The organism is Morococcus cerebrosus (genome assembly GCF_022749515.1).
In the GTDB taxonomy this organism is placed as follows: Bacteria; Pseudomonadota; Gammaproteobacteria; order Burkholderiales; family Neisseriaceae; genus Neisseria; species Neisseria cerebrosa.
Genome location: NZ_CP094242.1, coordinates 184990 through 204775, shown reverse-complemented (window position 1 = coordinate 204775; position 19786 = coordinate 184990). Strand labels below are relative to the sequence as shown.

Below are 19786 nucleotides of genomic sequence, written 5' to 3'. Positions count from 1 at the left end.
ACTCACAATGCCAAAAGGACTATTTCATGACAAAAATATTATTCATGGGACGTAAACGGCTTTCCGCCAACCTGCTCCGGCTCTTATCTTCACAAAACGGCATCGAAATCGTCGGCGTACTGACCGACAGCCACCTGCAAGGCTCACCGACGGCTGCCGCCGCCAAAGAATTGGGCTTGCCGCTCTACACTTTCGACACCGCCTTGGAAGCAATGAAAGAAGGTCGTCTGAAATACGACTTGGGTTTGTCCGTACTCTACTGGCGCAAACTGCGCGACGAATTCCTGACCGTCCCGCGCTTGGGTACGATCAACTTCCACCCGGCCCTGTTGCCCGAATACAAAGGCACGGGCGGCTACAACCTTGCCATCATGGACGAATTGTCCGAATGGGGCAGCACCGCCCACTACGTCGATGCCTCCATCGACACCGGCGAAATCATCGAAGTGGACCGCTTCCCCATTGATTCTTCTGCCGAAACCGCCCAATCGCTCGAACGCAAGACCATGCAGGCATTGGAGCCGTTCGCACAACGCATTATCGCCCGCGCCGTCGAAGCGCAAGCCAAATTGCCGACCACGCCCAACATCGGCGGCCGCTACGTCAGCCGTGATGAAATGGAAGCGATGAAGCAAATCCATGACGGCGACGATGTCGAGAAAAAAATCCGCGCGTTCTGGTTCCCGCCTTACGACGGCGCATACGTCGAAATCGACGGTCAAAAATACACCTTGATCAACCGCCAACTGCTGGAAGAAGTCGCCCCCAAAGACTCCACCAGCCTTTTCGCAGGAAAAGCCAATGCTTAACACATCCCTCTCCCCGTGGCCGAGCTTCACCCAAGAAGAAGCCGATGCCGTTTCCAAAGTCCTGCTGTCCAACAAAGTCAACTACTGGACAGGCACCGAATGCCGCGAATTTGAAAAAGAATTCGCCGCCTTCGCTGGCACGCAATACGCCGTCGCCCTTTCCAACGGCACACTGGCGCTTGATGTTGCGCTTAAAGCAATGGGCATCGGCGCAGGCGACGATGTCATCGTTACCTCACGCACCTTCCTCGCCTCCGCTTCCTGCATCGTTACCGCAGGCGCAAACCCCGTGTTCGCCGACGTGGATTTAAACAGCCAAAATATCAGCGCGGAAACCATCAAAGCCGTGCTGACGCCGAATACCAAAGCCATCATCGTCGTCCACCTCGCCGGTATGCCTGCCGAAATGGACGGCATCATGGACTTGGCAAAAGAACATGATTTATGGGTTATCGAAGACTGCGCCCAAGCGCACGGCGCGAAATACAAAGGCAAATCCGTCGGCTCCATCGGACACGTCGGCGCATGGTCGTTCTGCCAAGACAAAATCATGACCACCGGCGGCGAAGGCGGCATGGTCACCACCAACGACAAAGAGCTGTGGAGCAAAATGTGGTCGTACAAAGACCACGGCAAAAGCTATGACGCCGTGTACCACCGCGAACACGCCCCCGGCTTCCGCTGGCTGCACGAAAGCTTCGGCACCAACTGGCGCATGATGGAAATGCAGGCAGTCATCGGCCGCATCCAGCTCAAACGTATGCCCGAATGGACGGCACGCCGCCAAGCCCACGCCGCCAAGCTGGCAGAAAGCCTGGGCAAATTCAAAAGCATCCGCCTGATTGAAGTCGCCGACTACATCGAACACGCGCAATACAAGTTCTATGCCTTCGTCAAACCCGAACACCTCAAAGAAGGCTGGACGCGCGACCGCATCGTGAACGAACTGAACGCGCGCAAAGTCCCCTGCTATCAAGGCAGCTGCTCCGAAGTCTATTTGGAAAAAGCCTTCGACAACACGCCGTGGCGGCCGAAAGAGCGGCTGAAAAACGCCGTCGAACTGGGCGACACCAGCCTGATGTTCTTGGTGCATCCGACGCTGACCGACGACGAAATCGCGTTCTGCAAAGAACACATCGAAGCTGTGTTGGCAGAAGCCACAGCATAAAGTACAAACCGCCGCGCCCGTATCATCGGGACGGCGGCGGTTTACCGCTTCAGCCGAATAAAAAAGGGAACCGGCAAGCAGCCGACACATACGGAAAACCAATGCTCCGTAGCAACAAACGTCTTTTCAGACGACCTTCGTATGGCTGAGGTCGTCTGAAACCCTGTCCGACAACATTACTCAGAATATACCAAAATGAATTTGGAAACCCTGTTATCCCTGCCCCGCAACGTCAAAAAAACCTTCTTCGTCATCCATGATATTTTGATGGTTTTTATCGCCTTTTGGTTTGCACAAAGCCTTAAAGCCCAATATTCCGACGAATGGGCAAGCATGGCGAACTGGCTTGCCTTCGGCTCGACTGCCTTTTTGACCATCGCGCTGTTTGTTAGACTGGGGCTGTACCGAGCCGTTACCCGCTTCGTCAGTACCCGCGTCCTGACCGCCGCCGCATTCGGCAGCCTGATTTCGGCCGTCTTGTTCTGCCTGACTACCCTGATTTTTGAGCGCAAGCTGCACCTTGCCCTGCCTATTGTTTATTTTCTGCTGCTGGTCGTCTGTATCACCAGTTCGCGCATGATTCTGCGTGCCATCCTGACCGACCGCCACAAAAAACAAATGGCGCCCGTCATCATTTACGGCGCAGGACAATCCGGCCGCCAACTGCTGGAAGCCATCAAACAGGTCAACGAATATTCCGCTGTCGCCTTTGTGGACGACAACCCCAAAATCCGTCGCACCGTCATCTACGACCTGACCGTCTATGGTCCTGAAGACATCCAATCGCTCATCGACCGCTACGGTGTGGAAAAAATCCTGCTCGCCATCCCCAGCTCCACTCAGGAAGAACGCCGCCGCATCATCCAAAGCCTCGAAAAATACAAATGCGAAGTGCTGACCATCCCCGGCATGAAAGACTTGGTGGACGGCAAAATCAAAGTCAGCGCGCTGAAAAAAATCTCCGTCGTCGATTTACTCGGCCGCGACCCCGTCGCCCCCCGCCCCGAACTCATGGGTGCGGACATTACCGGCAAAACCGTAATGGTAACAGGTGCGGGCGGGTCCATCGGCTCCGAACTCTGCCGCCAAATCCTGAAATGCCGCCCGTCCAAATTGCTGCTGTTCGAACTGTCCGAGTTCTCCCTGTACAGCATAGACAAAGAATTGCGCGAAACTCAGGCAGCCGCCGGCAGTCAAATCGAAGTCGTCCCCCTGCTCGGTTCCGTGCAAAACAAAGAACGCCTGATCAGCGTCATGACCGCGTACGGCGTTGAAACCGTCTATCACGCCGCCGCCTACAAACACGTCCCCATGGTCGAGTTCAACACCATCGAAGGCATCCGCAACAACGTCTTCGGCACGCTCTTGTGCGCGCAGGCCGCCGTCGAATCCGGAGTCAGCACCTTCGTGCTCATCTCCACCGACAAAGCCGTACGCCCGACCAACACCATGGGCGCCAGCAAACGCATGGCGGAACTCTGCCTGCAGGCACTCGCCGCCGAACCCGGCCAACACACCCGCTTCTGTATGGTGCGTTTTGGCAACGTTTTAGGCTCCTCCGGCTCCGTCGTCCCCGTGTTTGAAAAACAAATCGCCGAAGGCGGCCCCATCACCCTGACCCACCAAGACATCACCCGCTACTTCATGACCATCCCCGAAGCCGCCCAACTCGTCATTCAAGCGGGCGCGATGGGCAAAGGCGGCGACGTATTCGTGTTGGATATGGGCGAATCTGTTAAAATCATTGACTTAGCCAAACAAATGATTACGCTTAGCGGCCTGAAATTGAAAGATGCCCAACATCCCGACGGCGATATCGAAATTAAAATTACAGGACTGCGTCCGGGCGAAAAACTTTACGAAGAGTTGCTCATCGGAGACGAAGTGCAAAAAACCACTCATCCCCGAATTATGACCGCCAGCGAAGTAATGCTGCCATGGGCGCAATTAAATGACATAATTATGCGTATGGACTTAGCGTGCTCAAATTCAGACCAACAAACCCTGCGCGCCCTGCTGCTTGAAGCCCCCGCAGGCTTTAATCCCAAAGACGATATTTGCGATTTGGTTTGGCAGCAGACACATTAAACACCCTACCGATAAAGTAAGATACCCTACAAAAAAGGTCGTCTGAAAGTTTTCGGACGACCCCGATGATAAGATTGACAAGGATACCGACATGAAAAAACAGCTTGCCTTTATCAGCCTGTCGCTGATGGCACTGACCGCCTGCAACAGCACTACCGTCATACCCGGCTCCACCATCAACACACGCAACAAAGCCATCATTTACGATAATGACGAAACCGTAGCAGACACCAAATTCGACAAGCGAGTCGCCATCTATCCGATTACCTTCGGCCTCGTTGAAAAAATGCGCAAACCGCCGGTGTTGTCGCAAACCAACGCAGCCCTCGAACACAGCAGAGCCGCCTACCGATACCATATCGGCAAAGGCGACGTATTGAACATCATGGTCTGGGCGCACACCGACCTCAACTCCCCCGTCCAACAAAGCAGTCCGCAAAGCAACCAAGTCAGCCGAGGCGCCTGGGTGGACGAAAGCGGCTACATCACCTACCCGCTGGTCGGCAAAATCCAAGCGCAAGGCAAAACCATAGACGAGCTGCAAAACATCCTGACAAGTCGTCTGAAACGCTATCTTAAAAACCCCCAAGTTACCATCAACGTAACCGAATTCCGCTCGCAACGCATTTCCATTTCCGGAGCTGTCGGACAAGCCGGACAACTGCCGATTACCAACGTCCCCATGACCATCCTCGATGCCGTCAATCAAGCGGGCGGCGTAGCGCAAAACGCAGACACCCACAACGTCAAATGGACGCACAACGGCGTTGACCGCACCATCTCCCTGCAAAACATCATGCAGTACGGCGATATGTCGCAAAACCACCTCTTAAGCAATGGCGACATCGTTTACATCCCCAACAACAGCAACAGCAAAGTATACATCATGGGCGAAGTCGGCCGCCAAGCCACCCTGCCTATCGACAATCACGGCTTAAATCTCACACAGGCACTGGGTGAGGCCGGGGGGATGAACCAAACCCAAGCCGATGCAACCGGCGTATTCGTCATCCGCCGCGCGCCTGAAGACGCAGTCAAACCTATCCACATTTACCAACTTAACCTGAAAGACGCGACTGCTTACGCATTGGGTAACGACTTTGACCTTCGCCCCAACGACATCGTTTATGTAACTGCCGCACCGGTTACCCGTTGGAACCGCGTAGTGTCTCAATTAACCAGTTTCGTAACCAACGTCAACTCTATCGACAACACATTCAAATAACCTGACAGCCTGACAGCAGCCGTTGTCAGGCAAATAGTGGTTCGGGTACGAATCGTCTGAATGGTGCATGAACAAAATTACCATCCGGACCGAAAAATATCCGACCGCAAACTGTTTTATAATGATTTGACCCTACAAGAAAAAAATACCGCTTCCCTTATGTTTCAAAATATTTTAGTAGTATGTATGGGCAACATCTGCCGTTCTCCGACAGCAGAACGTATTTTGCAGAAAAAACTGCCCAACCACCGTATCAGTTCTGCCGGCATTAACGCATTGGCAGGAAAAGATGCAGACTTCCAAGCCATTAAAACCGCCCTCAAACACGGCGTTATCGTCGCAGGACATACCGCCCGCCAACTCACACCCAAAATGTGCGACGAAGCGGATTTGATTTTGGTCATGGAGCCGGCACATATCGACATGGTTGCCGACATCCAGCCGTCTGCGCGCAGTAAAGCCTTTTTGCTTGCCCAATGGCTGCCGAAAAAAAATATACCCGACCCATTCAAACAAAGCAGTGAAATGTTCGAAGCGGTCTTCCTACAAATCGAACAAGCCGCCAATACATGGGCGGATAAACTGAGCGGACAGGCAGAGCAATAATCTCCATCCTCCGCACAACAGAACCCGTTTTAAGAAGAAAGTCTACTGATGTACAAACAATATCCCTCATCAGCCCCTGCCGGCAACGACGAAATCGACTTCGGCCAACAAATGCAAAGCCTGTGGCAAAACAAAAACAAAATCGCCGCCGCAATCTTAGCAGGCGGATTGGCAGGTGCCGTAATCGGTTTGGCCTCCACCCCGCTCTATCGTGCCGATGCCATGTTGGAAATCGAAACCAAACAAAACCAAATCCTAACCGAAATCAACAACATGCTTTCCAACGAACCTGCCCCGTCCGAAGCAGAAGTGGAGCTCGTTCAATCTCGTTTGGTATTGGGCAAAACCGTTGAAGACCTGCAACTTGACCAAGAAGTCAAAGCCACCTACTTCCCGATTTTCGGGAATATGGTGCACAACCTCAGTAGCAGCGACGACCCGATGTTAAAAATCGGCGCGTTCACCGTTTCTGAGGACTGGATCAACAAACCCTTCAAACTGACTGTCAAAGACAGCAAAACCTACCTGCTGACACTCCCTGACGGTACGACTAAAGAAGGCCATGTCGGTGCGCCCCTTAAAATCAATAACGAAACCGTTCTAAAAGTCGACCGCATTCTTGCTGAGGCAGATCAAGATTTCGAGCTGACCAAATTCTCCAAACTCAGTGCTATCGAAAATCTGAAAAACAAGCTCTCGGTCATCAGTAAAGGTAAAACCAGCCCCATCATCAACCTTTCCTATACCGATACTGATCCTAAAAAAACCAGCACTATTCTCAACAGCATCGCTGACAATTACGTCTCCCAAAACCGCGAACGCGATGTTCAAGTCGCTTCCAGCGGCTTGGCGTTCATTAGCGAAGAATTGCCTCGTCTGAAAGAAACCTTGCAAGATGCGGAAAACAAACTCAACGCCTACCGCGAACGATCCGGTTCTCTAGACATTCCGCTTGAGTCCAAAGGCGCGCTTGAAAGCCTGACCAGCATCGAAACCCAAATCACCCTGCTCAAAACCGAAGAAGCAGGTTTGGCAGAACTATACACTCCGGAGCACCCTTCCTATAAAGCCGTTTTAGACAAATTGGCGGTACTCGAACGCGCTAAGAGCAAAATTAACCAGCAAATCGCCGGCCTGCCCAACACCCAGCAGGAAGTCATCCGCCTGACCCGCGACGTAGAAACCAACCAAGCGACCTACGTCCAACTCTTGGCGAAACAACAAGAACTCAACATCATGAAAGCCAGTGCGCAAGGCAACGTCCGTGTCGTTGACCATGCCTACACGCCGGAAAAACCGATTGCCCCCCGCAAAGCCGTTATCACAGCGTTGGGCGCGCTTGCCGCAGGCGCACTTGCCTCCATGTGGTTCCTACTGCAAGGCCGCATGCGCCGCGGCATTACGTCGTCTGAAGAAATCGAAGCCCTCGATCTCGAAGTTTCGGCACTTATCCCGCATTCAAAAACCCAGCAAAAACGCGACCTTATCAAACGCAAGTTCAAATCGCTCAAAGGACGTTCCACCTATCTTTTGGCAAACGAAGACAGTACCGACATCGCCGTCGAAGCCATCCGCGCCCTGCGTACCAACATTTACTTCTCCATGCTGGACGCCCGCAATAATATCCTCATGATTACCGGTGCGACTCCGGAAGCAGGTAAATCCTTCATTTCCGCCAACCTTGCCACCGTGATGGCGCAGTCCGGCAAACGCGTCCTGCTGATTGATACCGATATGCGCAAAGGTTATCTGGATCAGTTGCTGAACGTAACACCTGAATTCGGCCTGTCCGACATTTTGTCTGGAGAAGTTTCCCCTGCCCAAGCCGTTATCCAAACCAATATCCCCAACCTGCACCTCATCAGTGCCGGCAGCTATCCTAAAAATCCGTCCGAGCTACTGATGGACAACCGTTTCAAAGAACTGTTGTCAAACGCGCAAAAACGTTACGATTACGTCATCATCGACACCCCGCCTGTTTTGGCGGTAACCGATGCCGTCGTTGTCGGACAACATGCAGGCACAGTCCTTCTGGTCAGCCGCTACGGCAACACAACTGCCAAAGAGCTGGCTATCAGCGCGGAACGCCTGCGTCAAAACAAAATCACCATCAAGGGAGTTATCCTCAATGGCATGAAACGCGAGGCTAACAGCACTTACGACTACTACTATTCTTACATCACGCCTACCGAAGGCAAAAAAACCGCCAAAAAAACTACGTCAGAAAAACCAAAAGCCTGACGATAGGTAAGGTTTGTCATCAAAAAAGGTCGTCTGAAAATTTTCAGACGACCTTTTTATCATCAACACAGTCAATTCAAAAAAAGCCCCAAACTCCATCATTTTTGCCATAGCCTGCCCCGCGTAGCAGGGTGCAATGCCGATATGGGTATTTTTGCAATAACTATCAGCAAGGTACCATACTGCCATCAGATTTTACTTAACGGCTTTTCAGACGACGTTTCCAATACCTTTGTAAAACTGCCGTTCAGCCCATCAGCCAAACCACCAAATGCACCATACTCGGCCCGATGATGACCATAAACAGCCCCGCCAAAATCATGGTCAGGCTCGCCATCACGCCTTCGGTTTCGTGGCGTTGTCCGGCGCGGGAAGTGCCGAAGCCGTGGGCGGCGTTGCCCAGTGCGACACCGTTGGCGGTGTGGAAGCGGATGCGGGTAAACGCTAAAAACAAATCGCCGAATATCATGCCGACGAAGCCGGTGATGATGGTGAACAGCGATACCAGCGATGCCGAGCCGTGGATTTCACTTGCCAACACGACGGCAAACGGCGTGGAAATCGAGCGCGCCATCAGGCTGTTGGTCACTTCGCTGTCGAAGTGGAACATATTGCCCATCAAAAACGCGCTGGCCACACCGACGAACATGCCGACCAAAATCGCTATCGACAGGATGGGAAGCTGGCGGCGGATGACTTCGCGGTTTTCATAAATCGGAATGGCGAAAGCGACCGTTACCGGCGTGAGCAGGAAAACGATGCCTTGCGTGTATTTGTGGTAAGTGTCGTAGGAAATGCCCAAAAGCAGCATCAGGACGATGGTGCTGACCGAAACGGTCACGACGGGCGAGAAAATCATCAGCGGTTTTTTACGGTAGATTTTTTTCGCCACAAAATAGGCGAAGCAGGTCCAAGCGAAGCAGGCGAGCGCGGCGTAATCCATTTTTGTTCCCTATCAGGCGTGCAGTTTTTTATACAGGCGGCGTTTCCAGCGGTAGCAGAAATTCAGCGTCAACGCCGTGCTGATCATCACCAGCGCGGTACCGACCGCAATCGTCAGCACCAGCCGCCAACCTTCGGAAAGAAGCAAATCGCGGTATTGCAATACGGAAACCATAATCGGGATGAAGAAAAACACCAACTCGCCCAACACCCATTTCGCGCCGCGCTCGACCATGCCGGTTTTAATCACGCCCAAACCCAACAGCGCAAGCATCAAAAACAGCCCCAATACGCCCGAAGAAACAGGCAGATGGGCAAAGCGCACCATCAAATCCGACACCAGCCACACCAAGCCGACTACGGCAAGCTGCAAGGTCGTCTGAAAAAATCGCGTCAGCGTATCCATAAGGTTTATCCATCCGTAATCCAAAACGAAGGCTTGATTATAAGGACGCGGTTTACGCATAATATGAATTATCTGAACTAAAATCATGCAAAAGAGGAATAATGGACTTCAAAAGCCTGCACTGCTTCGCCGAACTCGTGCGCCTGCAAAGTTTTTCCGCCGCCGCATCCGCGCTCAACCTGACCCAGCCCACCGTCAGCAAAACCATACAGGCATTGGAAGAAGAGCTGGGCGTGCCGCTGCTGGTTAAAGAAAACGGCCGCAAAAAACGACAAGTCGCCACCACGCCCATCGGCGAGGAAGTGTACCGCCATGCGCTGAACCTCCTGCACGAACGCGACCTGCTGCTCGCCCGCATCGACGGCTACCGCCACATCAAGAGCGGCACGCTGCGGCTGGGTTTAGCACTGCTCGGCAGCGATCTGCTCAGCAACGCCCTGTTCCGCTTCCGCCGCCAATGGCCCGGCATCGAACTGACCTTCCTCGAACAAGGTTCGCTCGCCATCGAGCAATCCTTGCGCAACAACGAACTTGACGCCGGACAACTGCTCGCCCCCGTCCACGAAGACTTCGACAGCATTACCCTCTGCGACTACCCGCTCGTCGTCCTCATGCCGCGCGCCCAAGCCCGCCATGCCTCCCTCAGCCTCAAAAGCCTGCAACACGAACCGTTTATCCTCTTCGGCTCAGGATTTTCCCTCAACGAAACCATCCAAACCGCCTGCCGCAGCCAAGGCTTCACCCCCAACGTCGTCTGCCGCACCGGACAATGGGACCTGCTCGCCGATATGGTGGCGCACCATATGGGTATCGCCCTTTTGCCCGAATACTACGCCCGCAAAATCAACCCCGACACCTTCGCCGCCGTCCCGCTGACCGAACCCGAAATCCGCTGGCGACTGACGATGGCGTGGAAAAAACACCAGCGTCCCACCCCCGCGCTCAGGGCTTGGCTCGACATCGTCAGGGAAGAGTTCAGGAAATAGAAAAAGGTCGTCTGAAAACTTTTCAGACGACCTCATCGGGAAAATCTACGGAACAAAAAGATAAGGCAAACCACTTCGACAAACACTATAAGGAAATAGTTACGGATTGAGGAAGCAGGATATACACTGACCATCCGCTGTATCTCTGCGTGTGCGAAAACCATAAAAACCCAGCCCATACATAATGCCGCCGCCTTCAACCACTTGTTTTTGATGATGTAGTTTCCAAATCCGAAACACAGGAAAGCCGATGTTGCCACAACAAATCCGTAAAACATATCTCCTTCCGACGGTAAACTGCCGATAGGGGGAATTAAAACAGAAAATGTCTGTTCCTTCATTTCTACGTCAAACGATGCTGTCTGCACATCATTTCTAGCAAACACTCTAAGAGAGACAAACCAAACCTAAAGTAAAAGGTCGTCTGAAAAACCAAAATCAGATTTTCAGACGATATCTTTGCGCTTTCCCGTCTATAACGCTTCACCAAAATGTCACTATAATCCCCCCATTTTTTTCTGTTACGTCGTCTGAAAATGTCTGAACCCATCTCCGATCGCAAAATCAAATTCGTCTTAGTCGGTTGCGGCCGTATTTCCAACAACCATTTCGGTTCGTTTGAAGTGTTGCAAGAAGATTGCGAACTCGTTGCCGTGTGCGACATCGACCCTGCCGCACTTGAAGCGGCGGTCAAGCGTACCGGCGCGAAAGGCTATGCCCGCTATACGGAAATGCTGGCAGAAACCGATGCCGACGTAATCGTCATCACCACGCCGTCCGGTTTGCATCCCGAGCAGGCGGTTGAGGCATTGGAGGCTGGTTTTCACGTCGTCACCGAAAAACCGATGGCGACCTGCTTTACGGACGGCGAACGCATGGTTCAAGCTGCCGACAAAGCGGGCAAACGCTTGTTTGTCGTGAAACAAAACCGTCTGAACGCTACGCTGCAACTGCTCAAACGCGCGGTCGCAGAACAACGCTTCGGCAAAATCTATATGGTGCATTTGAATGTTTTTTGGACGCGCCCGCAGTCGTATTACGACCAAGGAGGCGGTTGGCGCGGCACTTGGAAGATGGACGGCGGCGCATTCATGAATCAGGCAAGCCACTACGTCGATTTGATGGAATGGCTCATCGGGCCAGTGGCGGAAGTGCAGGCGATGATTGCGACCCACCGCAAAATTGAAGCCGAAGACACGGGCGTGATGAACCTCCGTTGGCGCGACGGCACGCTCGGTTCGATGGCGGTAACCATGTGCACCTATCCGAAAAACCTCGAAGGCTCGATTACCATTTTGGGCGAAACCGGCACGGTGCGCATCGGCGGTATGGCGGTGAACGAAATTCAGGAATGGAATTTTGCCGACGAGCGCGATTACGACGAGCAGGTCAAAACCGCCAATTACGAAACCACGTCGGTGTACGGTTTCGGACATCCGCTGTATTATCGGAATGTTGTCGATGTATTGCGCGGCAAAGCCGAGCCTATTGTCGATGGGCGAGAAGGCTTGAAATCGCTGGAGCTGATTAACGCCGCCTACCTTTCTGCACACAACCGTCAAACGGTTTCGCTGCCGCTGGTGTTGCAATCTTTGCGAACGTTTGACCATTCTGATTGTCCGAAAGGAAGCCCCTTTCATACTCAATCAAAGGAATCATCATGATACTGACCCGCGAACAAGCCCTCGAAATTTTCAAACGCCGCGTTTCCGTCCGCTATTACGACCCCGTGCGCAAAATCAGTGCCGAAGATTTTACCGCCATCCTTGACTTCGGACGGCTTTCGCCCAGCTCCGTCGGCTGCGAGCCGTGGCAGTTTGTGGTCGTGCAAAACGCGGCATTGCGCGAAAAAATCAAACCCTTCGCCTGGGGGATGCAGGCTTCCATTTCGGATGCCAGCCACGTCGTTTTCCTGTTGGCTCGAAAACACGCCCGCTACGACAGCCCCGCTTTTGAAGAATTGATGGACAGACGCGGTCTGACTGCCGAAGAACGGGCGGGCGCATTTGAACGCTACCGCCGTTTCCAAACCCACGATATGCCCATCGCCGACGACGAACGCGCCCTGTTTGACTGGGCAAGCAAGCAAACCTACATTGCGCTGGGCAATATGCTTACCGGCGCGGCGATGCTCGGCATCGATTCTTGCGCTATCGAAGGCATGGAGTATGCCGCAGTAGAAAAAATCCTTGCCGAAGCCGGATTGCTCGACCCTGAACATTACGGCTTGTCCGTCGCCGCAACCTTCGGCTACCGTGTGCGCGACATCACCCCGAAACCGCGCCGCGATGCGTCGGAAACGGTGATTTGGGCGGAGTAATGCCGATTAAGTTTAAAGGCCTGGACAGTAATCACCGTATCGTTTCAAACAGATACTTTTGCAAGCCGTCAAAGCAAATCCTGTGATTTCTGTTTCTCTCAAAAAATAAAAAAGGTCGTCTGAAATCTGTTTCAGACGACCTTTTCGATATTGATCGGAATATTTAACGGATTTTCAGCGTACTCAATCCGATTAGCACCAAGACGATGGTGATAATCCAGAAACGGACGACGACTTGGGTTTCTTTCCAGCCTTTTTGTTCGTAGTGGTGGTGGATGGGCGCCATCAGGAAGATGCGTTTTTTGGTTCTCTTATACCAGCCGACCTGAAGCATAACGGACACGGCTTCGACGACGAACAGACCGCCCATGATGACGAGGACAAACTCTTGGCGGACGATGACGGCAACGGTACCGAGTGCCGCCCCCAATGCCAGCGCGCCGACGTCGCCCATGAAGACTTGCGCGGGATAGGCGTTGAACCACAAAAATCCGAGACACGCACCACACATGGCGGTACAGAAAATCACGACTTCGTTCGCGCCTGCGACATAAGGCAGTTGCAGGTATTGGGCGAATTGCGAGTGTCCGCTGGCATAGGCGAAGATGGCGAGGCCGGCGGCAACGAGGACGACGGGGAAGGCGGCAAGGCCGTCAAGGCCGTCGGTCAGGTTGACGGCGTTGGAAGTACCAACGATGGTCAGATAGGTCAGGACGACAAAGCCGACTACGCCCAGCGGCAAGGCGACTTGTTTGAAGAAGGGAACGATCAGGATGTTGTTGGAGCTATTGGACGCAAGGTAAAACAAGGCAAGCGCGGCAACGATGGCGACGCTTGACTGCCACACCATTTTGAATTTGGCGGAAACACCGTTGGGGTCTTTATAGACGACTTTGCGCCAGTCGTCGTAAAACCCGAGTGCGCCCGTGGCAAGCAATACGCCCAAAAGAATCCAAATATACGGGTTTGCCCAGTTGCCCCACAACAACGTGGATACGGTGATGGCGGTCAGAATCAGCGAGCCGCCCATCGTCGGCGTGCCGTTTTTGATGAGATGGGTTTGCGGCCCGTCGGTACGCACTGCCTGCCCGACTTTTAATTGCGTCAGTTTGCGGATGGTCCATGGACCGAGCAGCAGGGAAAACGCCAAGGCGGTCAAAGCTGCCATGACGGCGCGGAATGTGGTGTATTGAAAGACATTCAGACCGGTCAACCAGTTACTGAAATGTGCAAGCCATAAAAACATGGGGCTTCCTTTTGTTTTTGTTGTTACATTGGGCTTATCGCCCGTTTTAAATTTTGGTTTTTGGGTCGTCTGAAAAAGTTTCAGACGACCTTTGTTGATTATCAAGCTGCTTATGACAGTCAGCGCCTGCTGAAGTTCACTCTCTATGCAGGTTTCTAGCGAACCCGTTATCCGTTGTTCAGAGAGATGGCAGCATTATTGAGTAGCGGCGGCGTTAGTGTCTTTCTCAATCACGCAAATCGGTGAATTCCCCGGATGCTTACCGCCACCCAAGTCCAGACAGAGGTCTTCATAAAGATACGCCTGCGTCCGCATTCCTGCATAAAACGCGCCAATCAGCGCAGCAATCAGCAATAAGACTTTAAAAAAACGTCGGTTTTTCATTTTCAGACGATCTCTTTATCCGTCAACGCCTCGACCACTTCTTCCATCTTCATAAAGCGCGAACCTTTCACCAACACGGTGGCGCGTTCGGGCAAATCGTGGCTCAACACTTGAATCAGCGGGTCTTTGGCGGCGAACCACAAACCATCCGCACCAAATGTTTCCGCCGCTTCGACGCTGTTGTCGCCGACAAAATAAGCCGCTTCGATGCCTTGGTCGCGGGCGTACGCGCCGACTTCGGCGTGCATGGCGGCGGCTTCGTCCTCGCCCAGTTCGCCCATATCGCCCATCACGAAAATACGCGGCGCAGGCATACGCGCCAACACGTCAATCGCGGCTTTCATGCTATCGGGGTTCGCATTGTACGTATCGTCAATCAAGGTCGCGCCTTTGATGCCGGCTTTGACGTTCAGACGACCTTTGATGTTGCTGAAGCCTTTCAAACCTTCCGCCACATCGTTCAAACTCAAACCCGCAGCCAAAGCCAGCGCGGCGGCAGCGGCAGCGTTGTGAACATTGTGGCGGCCGGGAACGGGCAATACTACGGCTGCGCGCTCGTTGCCGCACACCAAATCAAATTCGCACGATAAAGGTTTCAACACGATATTTTCCGCGTGGACATCGCCGCTATCGATGCCGAAAGTCTTCTGCTGATGACCTTGGGAGGTCGTCTGAAACACGGCAGCATGTTCGTCTTCGCACGGAATCAAAGCCAATCCGTCTTCGCCCAAGCCTTGATAAATCTCGCTTTTCGCTTTGGCAATATCGAGCGTACCGTCAAAACCGCAGCCGACATGGGCGCGCAAGGCGTTGTTGACCAAAGCGGCATCGGGTTTGGCGATTTGCGTCAAAACCGCCAGCTCGCCGAAATGATTCATGCCCATTTCGATCACGGCATAGCGGTGTTTTTCGTTTAATTTCAACAAAGTCAGCGGCAATCCGATGTGGTTGTTGAAATTACCCGCCGTCGCCAACACGGCATCATCGCCGAAACGGCGGCGCAATACCGCGGCCAGCATCTCCTTCACCGTCGTCTTGCCGCCCGAACCGGTAATACCGAACACAAACGGGTTCACATTATCGCGCCACGCCTTCGCCAACGTTTGCAATGCGGCAAGCGTGTCATCGACTTTCAACGCGCCATCCAAAACAGCGCAATCTTCGCGCGAAACCACAACCGCCGCCGCACCCGCAGCCAATACGTCTTCAACAAAATCATGCGCGTCAAACCGCTCGCCCGCCAATGCGAAAAACACATCGCCCGCGCGGATGTCGCGGCTGTCGGTTACGATGCGCGACACGGGTTTGTTTTCAGACGGCGTCGGAAGGTTGAGGGTTTGGCAGATGAAATTTAGGTCTAGTGGTTTCATAGCTTCTCTTCTAATTTATTAATTAAACAATAACTTATTTATCCGAAAATCGTTGCTGAATCACTCGATAACCGTTATTCCCTGCCTTTCCTGTTTTCGCACAAAGGCTATCTCCACAACGGACAATATCAGCATTATTAATTTTATTAAGCATATCTGCTTCCAATTTTTTTTGAGAAATAATGCCCGAATAAAAAAAAGCCAGTGCAATACCGCCAATCACTAACGTAGCCAACGTAATTGCCGTGCTGAATACAGTTATTCTAAATATTTTTTGGTTTTCACTTTTAACTGTATGTAAATATGTATTGAACTCACGAATCTGCTCTACCATCTGCCTCCGTGCCCCATCCATGTTTTCAGTGTACGCCTTTACTTGTATGGATGCTTGCTGAAGGACATCATCCCTAACCATATCAACCATCATCTTGCGCTGCTGAATTAAAGATTTGTCTAGTTCTTTTTGAACGTTATCTACAATTTTTCCACTATCATCTTTATATTTCTCCATAACCATGACCATATCGATCAATAGGTTTTGTATTCGTTCCGAAGTAGTTTCCAACTCATTCATTATTAATCTCACATGTCAATCCAAACTCCCTATGGATAAACTTCCATAGGGAGACTAAATTATCAATACACATACAAAAAATTATACAGAACGAGAAAAGCTCCGCTGTTGTTCCTCTTGTTGCAGCGTATTTCTACTTTCACGTTCAGTCAATTCTTGCAACCTTGTTTGCTCGATACTTTCTTGAATTTTTTCGTTAAAGCTGGCAACCTCTTCCGGATGATTTGCCAGAAGTTTTTTGGCATATGAACCGTCAGTATCGTTCAGGAAGTTTTGAAGCATGGAACGGGTTTCTTCATATTTGGATTGTGAGGTATTAGTATCCTTCTCAGGAAGATTAAGCTTATCATCTTGATGATCTTTACGACCATATCCTTGATTATTATATTTTTCTTGAAGGCCATCTGCCCTTTTTATCCACATATTGGCAAATTGTTCAGCAGTCATACTCGTTTTCCCACCATTTTGCTTAACTGAATTTTCTGCTTTTTTTCGCGACATAACAGTAGCCAGTGCATCCACCACATTGTCTTTTGGATGAGATAATAGCGCAGTTGCGCCAGTCCATCCCTGCTGATGTCCTAAATAATATTCACCAGCAGTTAATTCACGTCCTAATTTTGCTCGCAATTGTGCAGAATTCCTTGCATGATGTTGCCTAACCGCAAGAAATGATTTTTCCAAATCCATAGTTTCATCTCTTGTTACACCATAATCTTTATAAAATTGAGGCATAATTTGAAAATGCCCAGTAGCTCCTGAACTTGCTTTCATTTTTGTACCACTTGTACTTTCAATTTCATATATAGCCAGCCATTTAGCAGGATCCTCATTATATTTTAAGGATAAGTTATACAATTTCTTTTGATTTGCATTTAAATTAACCATCTCAAAACTCCATAATAATTAATAGATTAATTTCCAATCAAGCTCTTTACTGTTTCTTTTACAAAAACATTCCAAGATTGCGAATATTTTTTATCCTTCTTAATTTCAACATCAGAAGGTCGATAAAAATATTCTGCATATGCCTGCGAACGTTGCAATTTACATATAGTAATCCAATTCAATTTTTGTGCTGGAGGAACACTTGCTCCTTGAAACTCATCACACTGTTGAATCTGCTGTTTGAGAAATAATTGATCTTTCCTGATTTCCTCTTTCAACAGCTGGTTATCTGCCCGAGCTAAACTCAAGTTGACATAACGGTTTCCTACATGAAGAAAACCATCTGCTGCCTCGCCATAGCATACATTGACATAATCGTTCCCACTGCCTTGCTCGGGAGATAGCAGGCATTTCTCCAGCTTCCCTGCAATATCTTTTTTAATTTGCGGCAGCGTATCAGCAATAACAGCCATCTTTCCTTTAGCATAAACATCAGTTATCGCACATACAGCAATCAAGCTCAAAACCATTATTTTCTTCATAATATTACCTCTCATATAATTTTCAAATTGAATCAATTCAATAAATGTATTACCCACATACAATCCAAAACTATATATAACTTTCTCTTTTCAACTTAACATTTCTCTGATGATGACTCACATACCTCAGTCTCTTTTCTCACTAGCTTAACTGCATCATTATGTAATTTATATGTAAATTTATTATATTCACAGCATCCACTTGTTTTACCTACCGTTAAAATATTGCCATTTACCCTGAATAAAGAATTTGTACCAATGGTTAATTGAGAAAGCGGTCGGTTATAAATGAATTTTCCTTTCCGATATAAATAGATGTTATATGACGGACCACCGTAAGCACCTTTTTTTCCTGTTTGAATAATTAAATCATTGACACCATCTCCGTTAATATCTGAGAAAACAATAGAATATTTATCATCTGCATATTTATCATCTAATTTCCCATTATAAACAGCATAATCCAAATTTATCCAAGCAGTATGCAATTTTAAAGTTTGCTTGATTGGCAGGATTTTGATAGATGTGTTTTTACATTCATATAACTTTTCCAAGAATGCGTTACATTGATTAGAAGAAAATCTAATATCCATCCCGTTGGATTTAAATGATTCATCATAAGAAATATAGCCTTTTGAATAAGCTGGCAACATTGCAGTTCCACTTACAGCTAACAATAAAAATTTCTTTAAGATCATACTACAACTCCTGTTTAGATTTTCATTTACTATGTAATTCTCTTACTAATGAATCAGGATTAAACTGATCAAAATGAATTTTCTTAAGATTTTTAGGATACTTTTTTAAATCTGTAACCACATCAACCATTCCTGTATTTGGGTTATTGACGGTCTGTGTATTTTCCATCTCTGTCAAATACCACTGACCATTCTTGAATTTACGGAAAGTATAGGTACTATTATTGAGAAGTCCCTACATGTATTTCTTGATAAATGCTGAACTGATTTTTTTGGAATTTGAAAAAATCTTCGCTGGAAAAAAGGTGTTTGGGAGATTTGGAATATAAAAATATCTTATTATTTTCTGCTACTTTTATAAGCCGTCCATTCTTATTCTTTTCCAAAATAGAAAGAACAAGATTATTCTTTGCAGTTAGTGATTTTATTTTTTCAGGCTTAGTTATTAACAAAGCATCTGTATCCCCATCTCCATCCAAATCATGATACACATAAGCCCATAAATCATCATGTCCAACAAATACCGATAATTCTTTTGGTATGTTTTGTTGCTCTGGCGTAGAAATTTCAGTAGCTAATGCATGACAAAAAACCATTTAAAGCAAAAAAAGCTGTTAATTTAAGAAACTTCATAGCCAAACCTCATTTAAAAAATAAATAAAAAACAAAATGATAATAGAAAGTGTACGAGACAATCTAAAAAAACATATTCAATTCAGACGACCTATCGTTCCTGATTAATCAGCGGATACGGATTAATCGCACCGCTTGGCAGATACACGCCGTAATGCAAATGGGCTGGCGTGGTTTTGGCGTTGCCTGTTTTGCCGACATAGCCGATGACCTGTCCTTCTTTCACGCGTTCATACAGGCGGACGCGGGCGAATTTGTTGAGGTGGGCATAGTAGTGCCATGCGCCCGGCCCTTGGATGCCGATGACTTTGCCACCCAATCGGTTGCGCCCGATTTTGGTTACGATACCGGGCGTTGTGCTGCGTATCGGCGTGTTTTTCTTGGCGAAAATATCCACACCTTCATGTCTGCGCCCCTGGCTGCGCGCCGCGCCCCAAGTGTCGTCAAAACGCTTGCCTTTAACAGGATTGGGCAGGCTTTGCGCCGACGGCGGTTCTTTCGCCCTCAGCTCGGCAATTTCGGCGTTCGGGCGCGGCAGTTGTTTGGTGGTACAGCCTGCAAATAAAATCATGACTGCACTGATGAAAAGGGTTTTTGTCGGCATTTTCAGCATCAAATCGGTCTCCTCGTTTTTCAGACGACCCTTTAAAATTCCAAATC

At 49.8% G+C, this 19786-nt stretch carries 21 protein-coding genes; 9 read left to right on the top strand and 12 right to left on the bottom strand.

Annotated elements, in window-relative coordinates:
* Positions 1 to 26 precede the first annotated feature (26 nt).
* The 6 genes from MON37_RS00970 to MON37_RS00945 all read left to right on the top strand — a co-directional run bounded on the left by MON37_RS00970 (position 27) and on the right by MON37_RS00945 (position 8137).
* Positions 27 to 809 carry a formyltransferase family protein gene (locus MON37_RS00970; protein ID WP_039405714.1) on the top strand — a complete coding sequence of 261 codons (783 nt, stop codon included), beginning with the start codon at positions 27 to 29 and terminating at the stop codon, positions 807 to 809.
* A complete protein-coding gene (locus MON37_RS00965; RefSeq protein ID WP_039405716.1) occupies positions 802 to 1977 on the top strand; it encodes a DegT/DnrJ/EryC1/StrS family aminotransferase in 1176 nt (391 codons plus the stop codon). Before MON37_RS00970 ends, MON37_RS00965 begins: the two co-directional genes overlap by 8 nt.
* Positions 1978 to 2172: 195 nt before the next feature.
* The gene (locus tag MON37_RS00960; protein ID WP_039405718.1) at positions 2173 to 4065 is read left to right on the top strand and encodes a polysaccharide biosynthesis protein; all 1893 of its coding nucleotides are present in this window, start codon (positions 2173 to 2175) and stop codon (positions 4063 to 4065) included.
* 91 nt (positions 4066 to 4156) lie between these two features.
* On the top strand, positions 4157 to 5290 hold the full coding sequence (locus tag MON37_RS00955; RefSeq protein WP_039405720.1) for a polysaccharide export protein: 1134 nt from the start codon (positions 4157 to 4159) through the stop codon (positions 5288 to 5290).
* Positions 5291 to 5449: 159 nt separating this feature from the next.
* Positions 5450 to 5896, top strand: a complete 447-nt coding sequence (locus MON37_RS00950) for a low molecular weight protein-tyrosine-phosphatase (protein ID WP_039405770.1) — start codon at positions 5450 to 5452, stop codon at positions 5894 to 5896.
* 48 nt (positions 5897 to 5944) lie between these two features.
* A complete protein-coding gene (locus MON37_RS00945; protein ID WP_039405722.1) occupies positions 5945 to 8137 on the top strand; it encodes a polysaccharide biosynthesis tyrosine autokinase in 2193 nt (730 codons plus the stop codon).
* Positions 8138 to 8384: 247 nt separating this feature from the next.
* Here MON37_RS00945 and MON37_RS00940 read toward each other — a convergent pair whose 3' ends face one another.
* Together MON37_RS00940 and MON37_RS00935 are read right to left on the bottom strand one after the other, a co-directional pair.
* Positions 8385 to 9080: an LrgB family protein gene (locus MON37_RS00940; RefSeq protein WP_003760310.1), complete on the bottom strand. Its 696-nt coding sequence runs from the start codon at positions 9078 to 9080 to the stop codon at positions 8385 to 8387.
* 12 nt (positions 9081 to 9092) lie between these two features.
* Positions 9093 to 9572: a CidA/LrgA family protein gene (locus MON37_RS00935; protein ID WP_039405726.1), complete on the bottom strand. Its 480-nt coding sequence runs from the start codon at positions 9570 to 9572 to the stop codon at positions 9093 to 9095.
* 14 nt (positions 9573 to 9586) lie between these two features.
* On the opposite strand from MON37_RS00935, the gene MON37_RS00930 reads away from it, so the two are divergent.
* The 3 genes from MON37_RS00930 (at position 9587) to MON37_RS00920 (ending at position 12791) form a co-directional block, all read left to right on the top strand.
* A complete protein-coding gene (locus MON37_RS00930; RefSeq protein ID WP_039405728.1) occupies positions 9587 to 10471 on the top strand; it encodes a LysR family transcriptional regulator in 885 nt (294 codons plus the stop codon).
* A 536-nt stretch (positions 10472 to 11007) separates the two neighbouring features.
* Complete coding sequence (locus tag MON37_RS00925; RefSeq protein ID WP_039405732.1) at positions 11008 to 12135, top strand: Gfo/Idh/MocA family protein; 1128 nt, start codon at positions 11008 to 11010, stop codon at positions 12133 to 12135.
* A complete protein-coding gene (locus tag MON37_RS00920; protein ID WP_039405734.1) occupies positions 12132 to 12791 on the top strand; it encodes an NAD(P)H-dependent oxidoreductase in 660 nt (219 codons plus the stop codon). Before MON37_RS00925 ends, MON37_RS00920 begins: the two co-directional genes overlap by 4 nt.
* Before the next feature lie 163 nt (positions 12792 to 12954).
* On the opposite strand, the gene mraY is transcribed toward MON37_RS00920, so the two are convergent.
* From mraY to MON37_RS00870, 10 genes are all read right to left on the bottom strand, one after another.
* The gene (gene mraY, locus MON37_RS00915; RefSeq protein WP_039405736.1) at positions 12955 to 14037 is read right to left on the bottom strand and encodes a phospho-N-acetylmuramoyl-pentapeptide-transferase; all 1083 of its coding nucleotides are present in this window, start codon (positions 14035 to 14037) and stop codon (positions 12955 to 12957) included.
* Positions 14038 to 14232: 195 nt separating this feature from the next.
* Positions 14233 to 14421, bottom strand: a complete 189-nt coding sequence (locus MON37_RS00910; RefSeq protein ID WP_039405738.1) for a hypothetical protein — start codon at positions 14419 to 14421, stop codon at positions 14233 to 14235.
* A gap of 2 nt (positions 14422 to 14423) precedes the next feature.
* A complete protein-coding gene (locus tag MON37_RS00905) occupies positions 14424 to 15791 on the bottom strand; it encodes a UDP-N-acetylmuramoyl-tripeptide--D-alanyl-D-alanine ligase (RefSeq protein WP_039405740.1) in 1368 nt (455 codons plus the stop codon).
* Between the two features lie 34 nt (positions 15792 to 15825).
* Positions 15826 to 16302, bottom strand: a complete 477-nt coding sequence (locus MON37_RS00900) for a lytic enzyme (RefSeq protein ID WP_242883722.1) — start codon at positions 16300 to 16302, stop codon at positions 15826 to 15828.
* 144 nt (positions 16303 to 16446) lie between these two features.
* Positions 16447 to 17253 (bottom strand): lytic transglycosylase domain-containing protein, encoded by an 807-nt coding sequence (locus MON37_RS00895; protein ID WP_039405747.1) that lies wholly within the window; start codon positions 17251 to 17253, stop codon positions 16447 to 16449.
* A gap of 26 nt (positions 17254 to 17279) precedes the next feature.
* On the bottom strand, positions 17280 to 17852 hold the full coding sequence (locus MON37_RS00890) for a hypothetical protein (RefSeq protein WP_070633144.1): 573 nt from the start codon (positions 17850 to 17852) through the stop codon (positions 17280 to 17282).
* A 38-nt stretch (positions 17853 to 17890) separates the two neighbouring features.
* Positions 17891 to 18493, bottom strand: coding sequence for an FG-GAP repeat protein (locus MON37_RS00885; protein WP_052242812.1), 603 nt, complete (start codon positions 18491 to 18493; stop codon positions 17891 to 17893).
* 22 nt (positions 18494 to 18515) lie between these two features.
* Positions 18516 to 18662, bottom strand: coding sequence for a hypothetical protein (locus MON37_RS00880; RefSeq protein WP_242883719.1), 147 nt, complete (start codon positions 18660 to 18662; stop codon positions 18516 to 18518).
* A gap of 52 nt (positions 18663 to 18714) precedes the next feature.
* On the bottom strand, positions 18715 to 19089 hold the full coding sequence (locus MON37_RS00875) for a hypothetical protein (RefSeq protein WP_039405752.1): 375 nt from the start codon (positions 19087 to 19089) through the stop codon (positions 18715 to 18717).
* Positions 19090 to 19217: 128 nt separating this feature from the next.
* Positions 19218 to 19739, bottom strand: a complete 522-nt coding sequence (locus MON37_RS00870; RefSeq protein ID WP_039405755.1) for a M23 family metallopeptidase — start codon at positions 19737 to 19739, stop codon at positions 19218 to 19220.
* Positions 19740 to 19786: the final 47 nt, after the last annotated feature.

What these genes read in the sequence shown, in the direction of transcription:
- MON37_RS00960 (WP_039405718.1), top strand. Translation starts at nt 2,173, where the DNA reads ATGAATTTGGAAACCCTGTTATCCCTGCCCCGCAACGTCAAAAAAACC.
- MON37_RS00925 (WP_039405732.1), top strand. Translation starts at nt 11,008, where the DNA reads ATGTCTGAACCCATCTCCGATCGCAAAATCAAATTCGTCTTAGTCGGT.
- MON37_RS00910 (WP_039405738.1), bottom strand. Translation starts at nt 14,421, where the DNA reads ATGAAAAACCGACGTTTTTTTAAAGTCTTATTGCTGATTGCTGCGCTG.
- mraY (WP_039405736.1), bottom strand. Translation starts at nt 14,037, where the DNA reads ATGTTTTTATGGCTTGCACATTTCAGTAACTGGTTGACCGGTCTGAAT.
- MON37_RS00965 (WP_039405716.1), top strand. Translation starts at nt 802, where the DNA reads ATGCTTAACACATCCCTCTCCCCGTGGCCGAGCTTCACCCAAGAAGAA.
- MON37_RS00935 (WP_039405726.1), bottom strand. Translation starts at nt 9,572, where the DNA reads ATGATTTTAGTTCAGATAATTCATATTATGCGTAAACCGCGTCCTTAT.
- MON37_RS00955 (WP_039405720.1), top strand. Translation starts at nt 4,157, where the DNA reads ATGAAAAAACAGCTTGCCTTTATCAGCCTGTCGCTGATGGCACTGACC.
- MON37_RS00870 (WP_039405755.1), bottom strand. Translation starts at nt 19,739, where the DNA reads ATGCTGAAAATGCCGACAAAAACCCTTTTCATCAGTGCAGTCATGATT.
- MON37_RS00875 (WP_039405752.1), bottom strand. Translation starts at nt 19,089, where the DNA reads ATGGTTTTTTGTCATGCATTAGCTACTGAAATTTCTACGCCAGAGCAA.
- MON37_RS00950 (WP_039405770.1), top strand. Translation starts at nt 5,450, where the DNA reads ATGTTTCAAAATATTTTAGTAGTATGTATGGGCAACATCTGCCGTTCT.
- MON37_RS00920 (WP_039405734.1), top strand. Translation starts at nt 12,132, where the DNA reads ATGATACTGACCCGCGAACAAGCCCTCGAAATTTTCAAACGCCGCGTT.
- MON37_RS00930 (WP_039405728.1), top strand. Translation starts at nt 9,587, where the DNA reads ATGGACTTCAAAAGCCTGCACTGCTTCGCCGAACTCGTGCGCCTGCAA.
- MON37_RS00880 (WP_242883719.1), bottom strand. Translation starts at nt 18,662, where the DNA reads ATGGAAAATACACAGACCGTCAATAACCCAAATACAGGAATGGTTGAT.
- MON37_RS00900 (WP_242883722.1), bottom strand. Translation starts at nt 16,302, where the DNA reads ATGGAGAAATATAAAGATGATAGTGGAAAAATTGTAGATAACGTTCAA.
- MON37_RS00970 (WP_039405714.1), top strand. Translation starts at nt 27, where the DNA reads ATGACAAAAATATTATTCATGGGACGTAAACGGCTTTCCGCCAACCTG.
- MON37_RS00895 (WP_039405747.1), bottom strand. Translation starts at nt 17,253, where the DNA reads ATGGTTAATTTAAATGCAAATCAAAAGAAATTGTATAACTTATCCTTA.
- MON37_RS00945 (WP_039405722.1), top strand. Translation starts at nt 5,945, where the DNA reads ATGTACAAACAATATCCCTCATCAGCCCCTGCCGGCAACGACGAAATC.
- MON37_RS00940 (WP_003760310.1), bottom strand. Translation starts at nt 9,080, where the DNA reads ATGGATTACGCCGCGCTCGCCTGCTTCGCTTGGACCTGCTTCGCCTAT.
- MON37_RS00905 (WP_039405740.1), bottom strand. Translation starts at nt 15,791, where the DNA reads ATGAAACCACTAGACCTAAATTTCATCTGCCAAACCCTCAACCTTCCG.
- MON37_RS00885 (WP_052242812.1), bottom strand. Translation starts at nt 18,493, where the DNA reads ATGATCTTAAAGAAATTTTTATTGTTAGCTGTAAGTGGAACTGCAATG.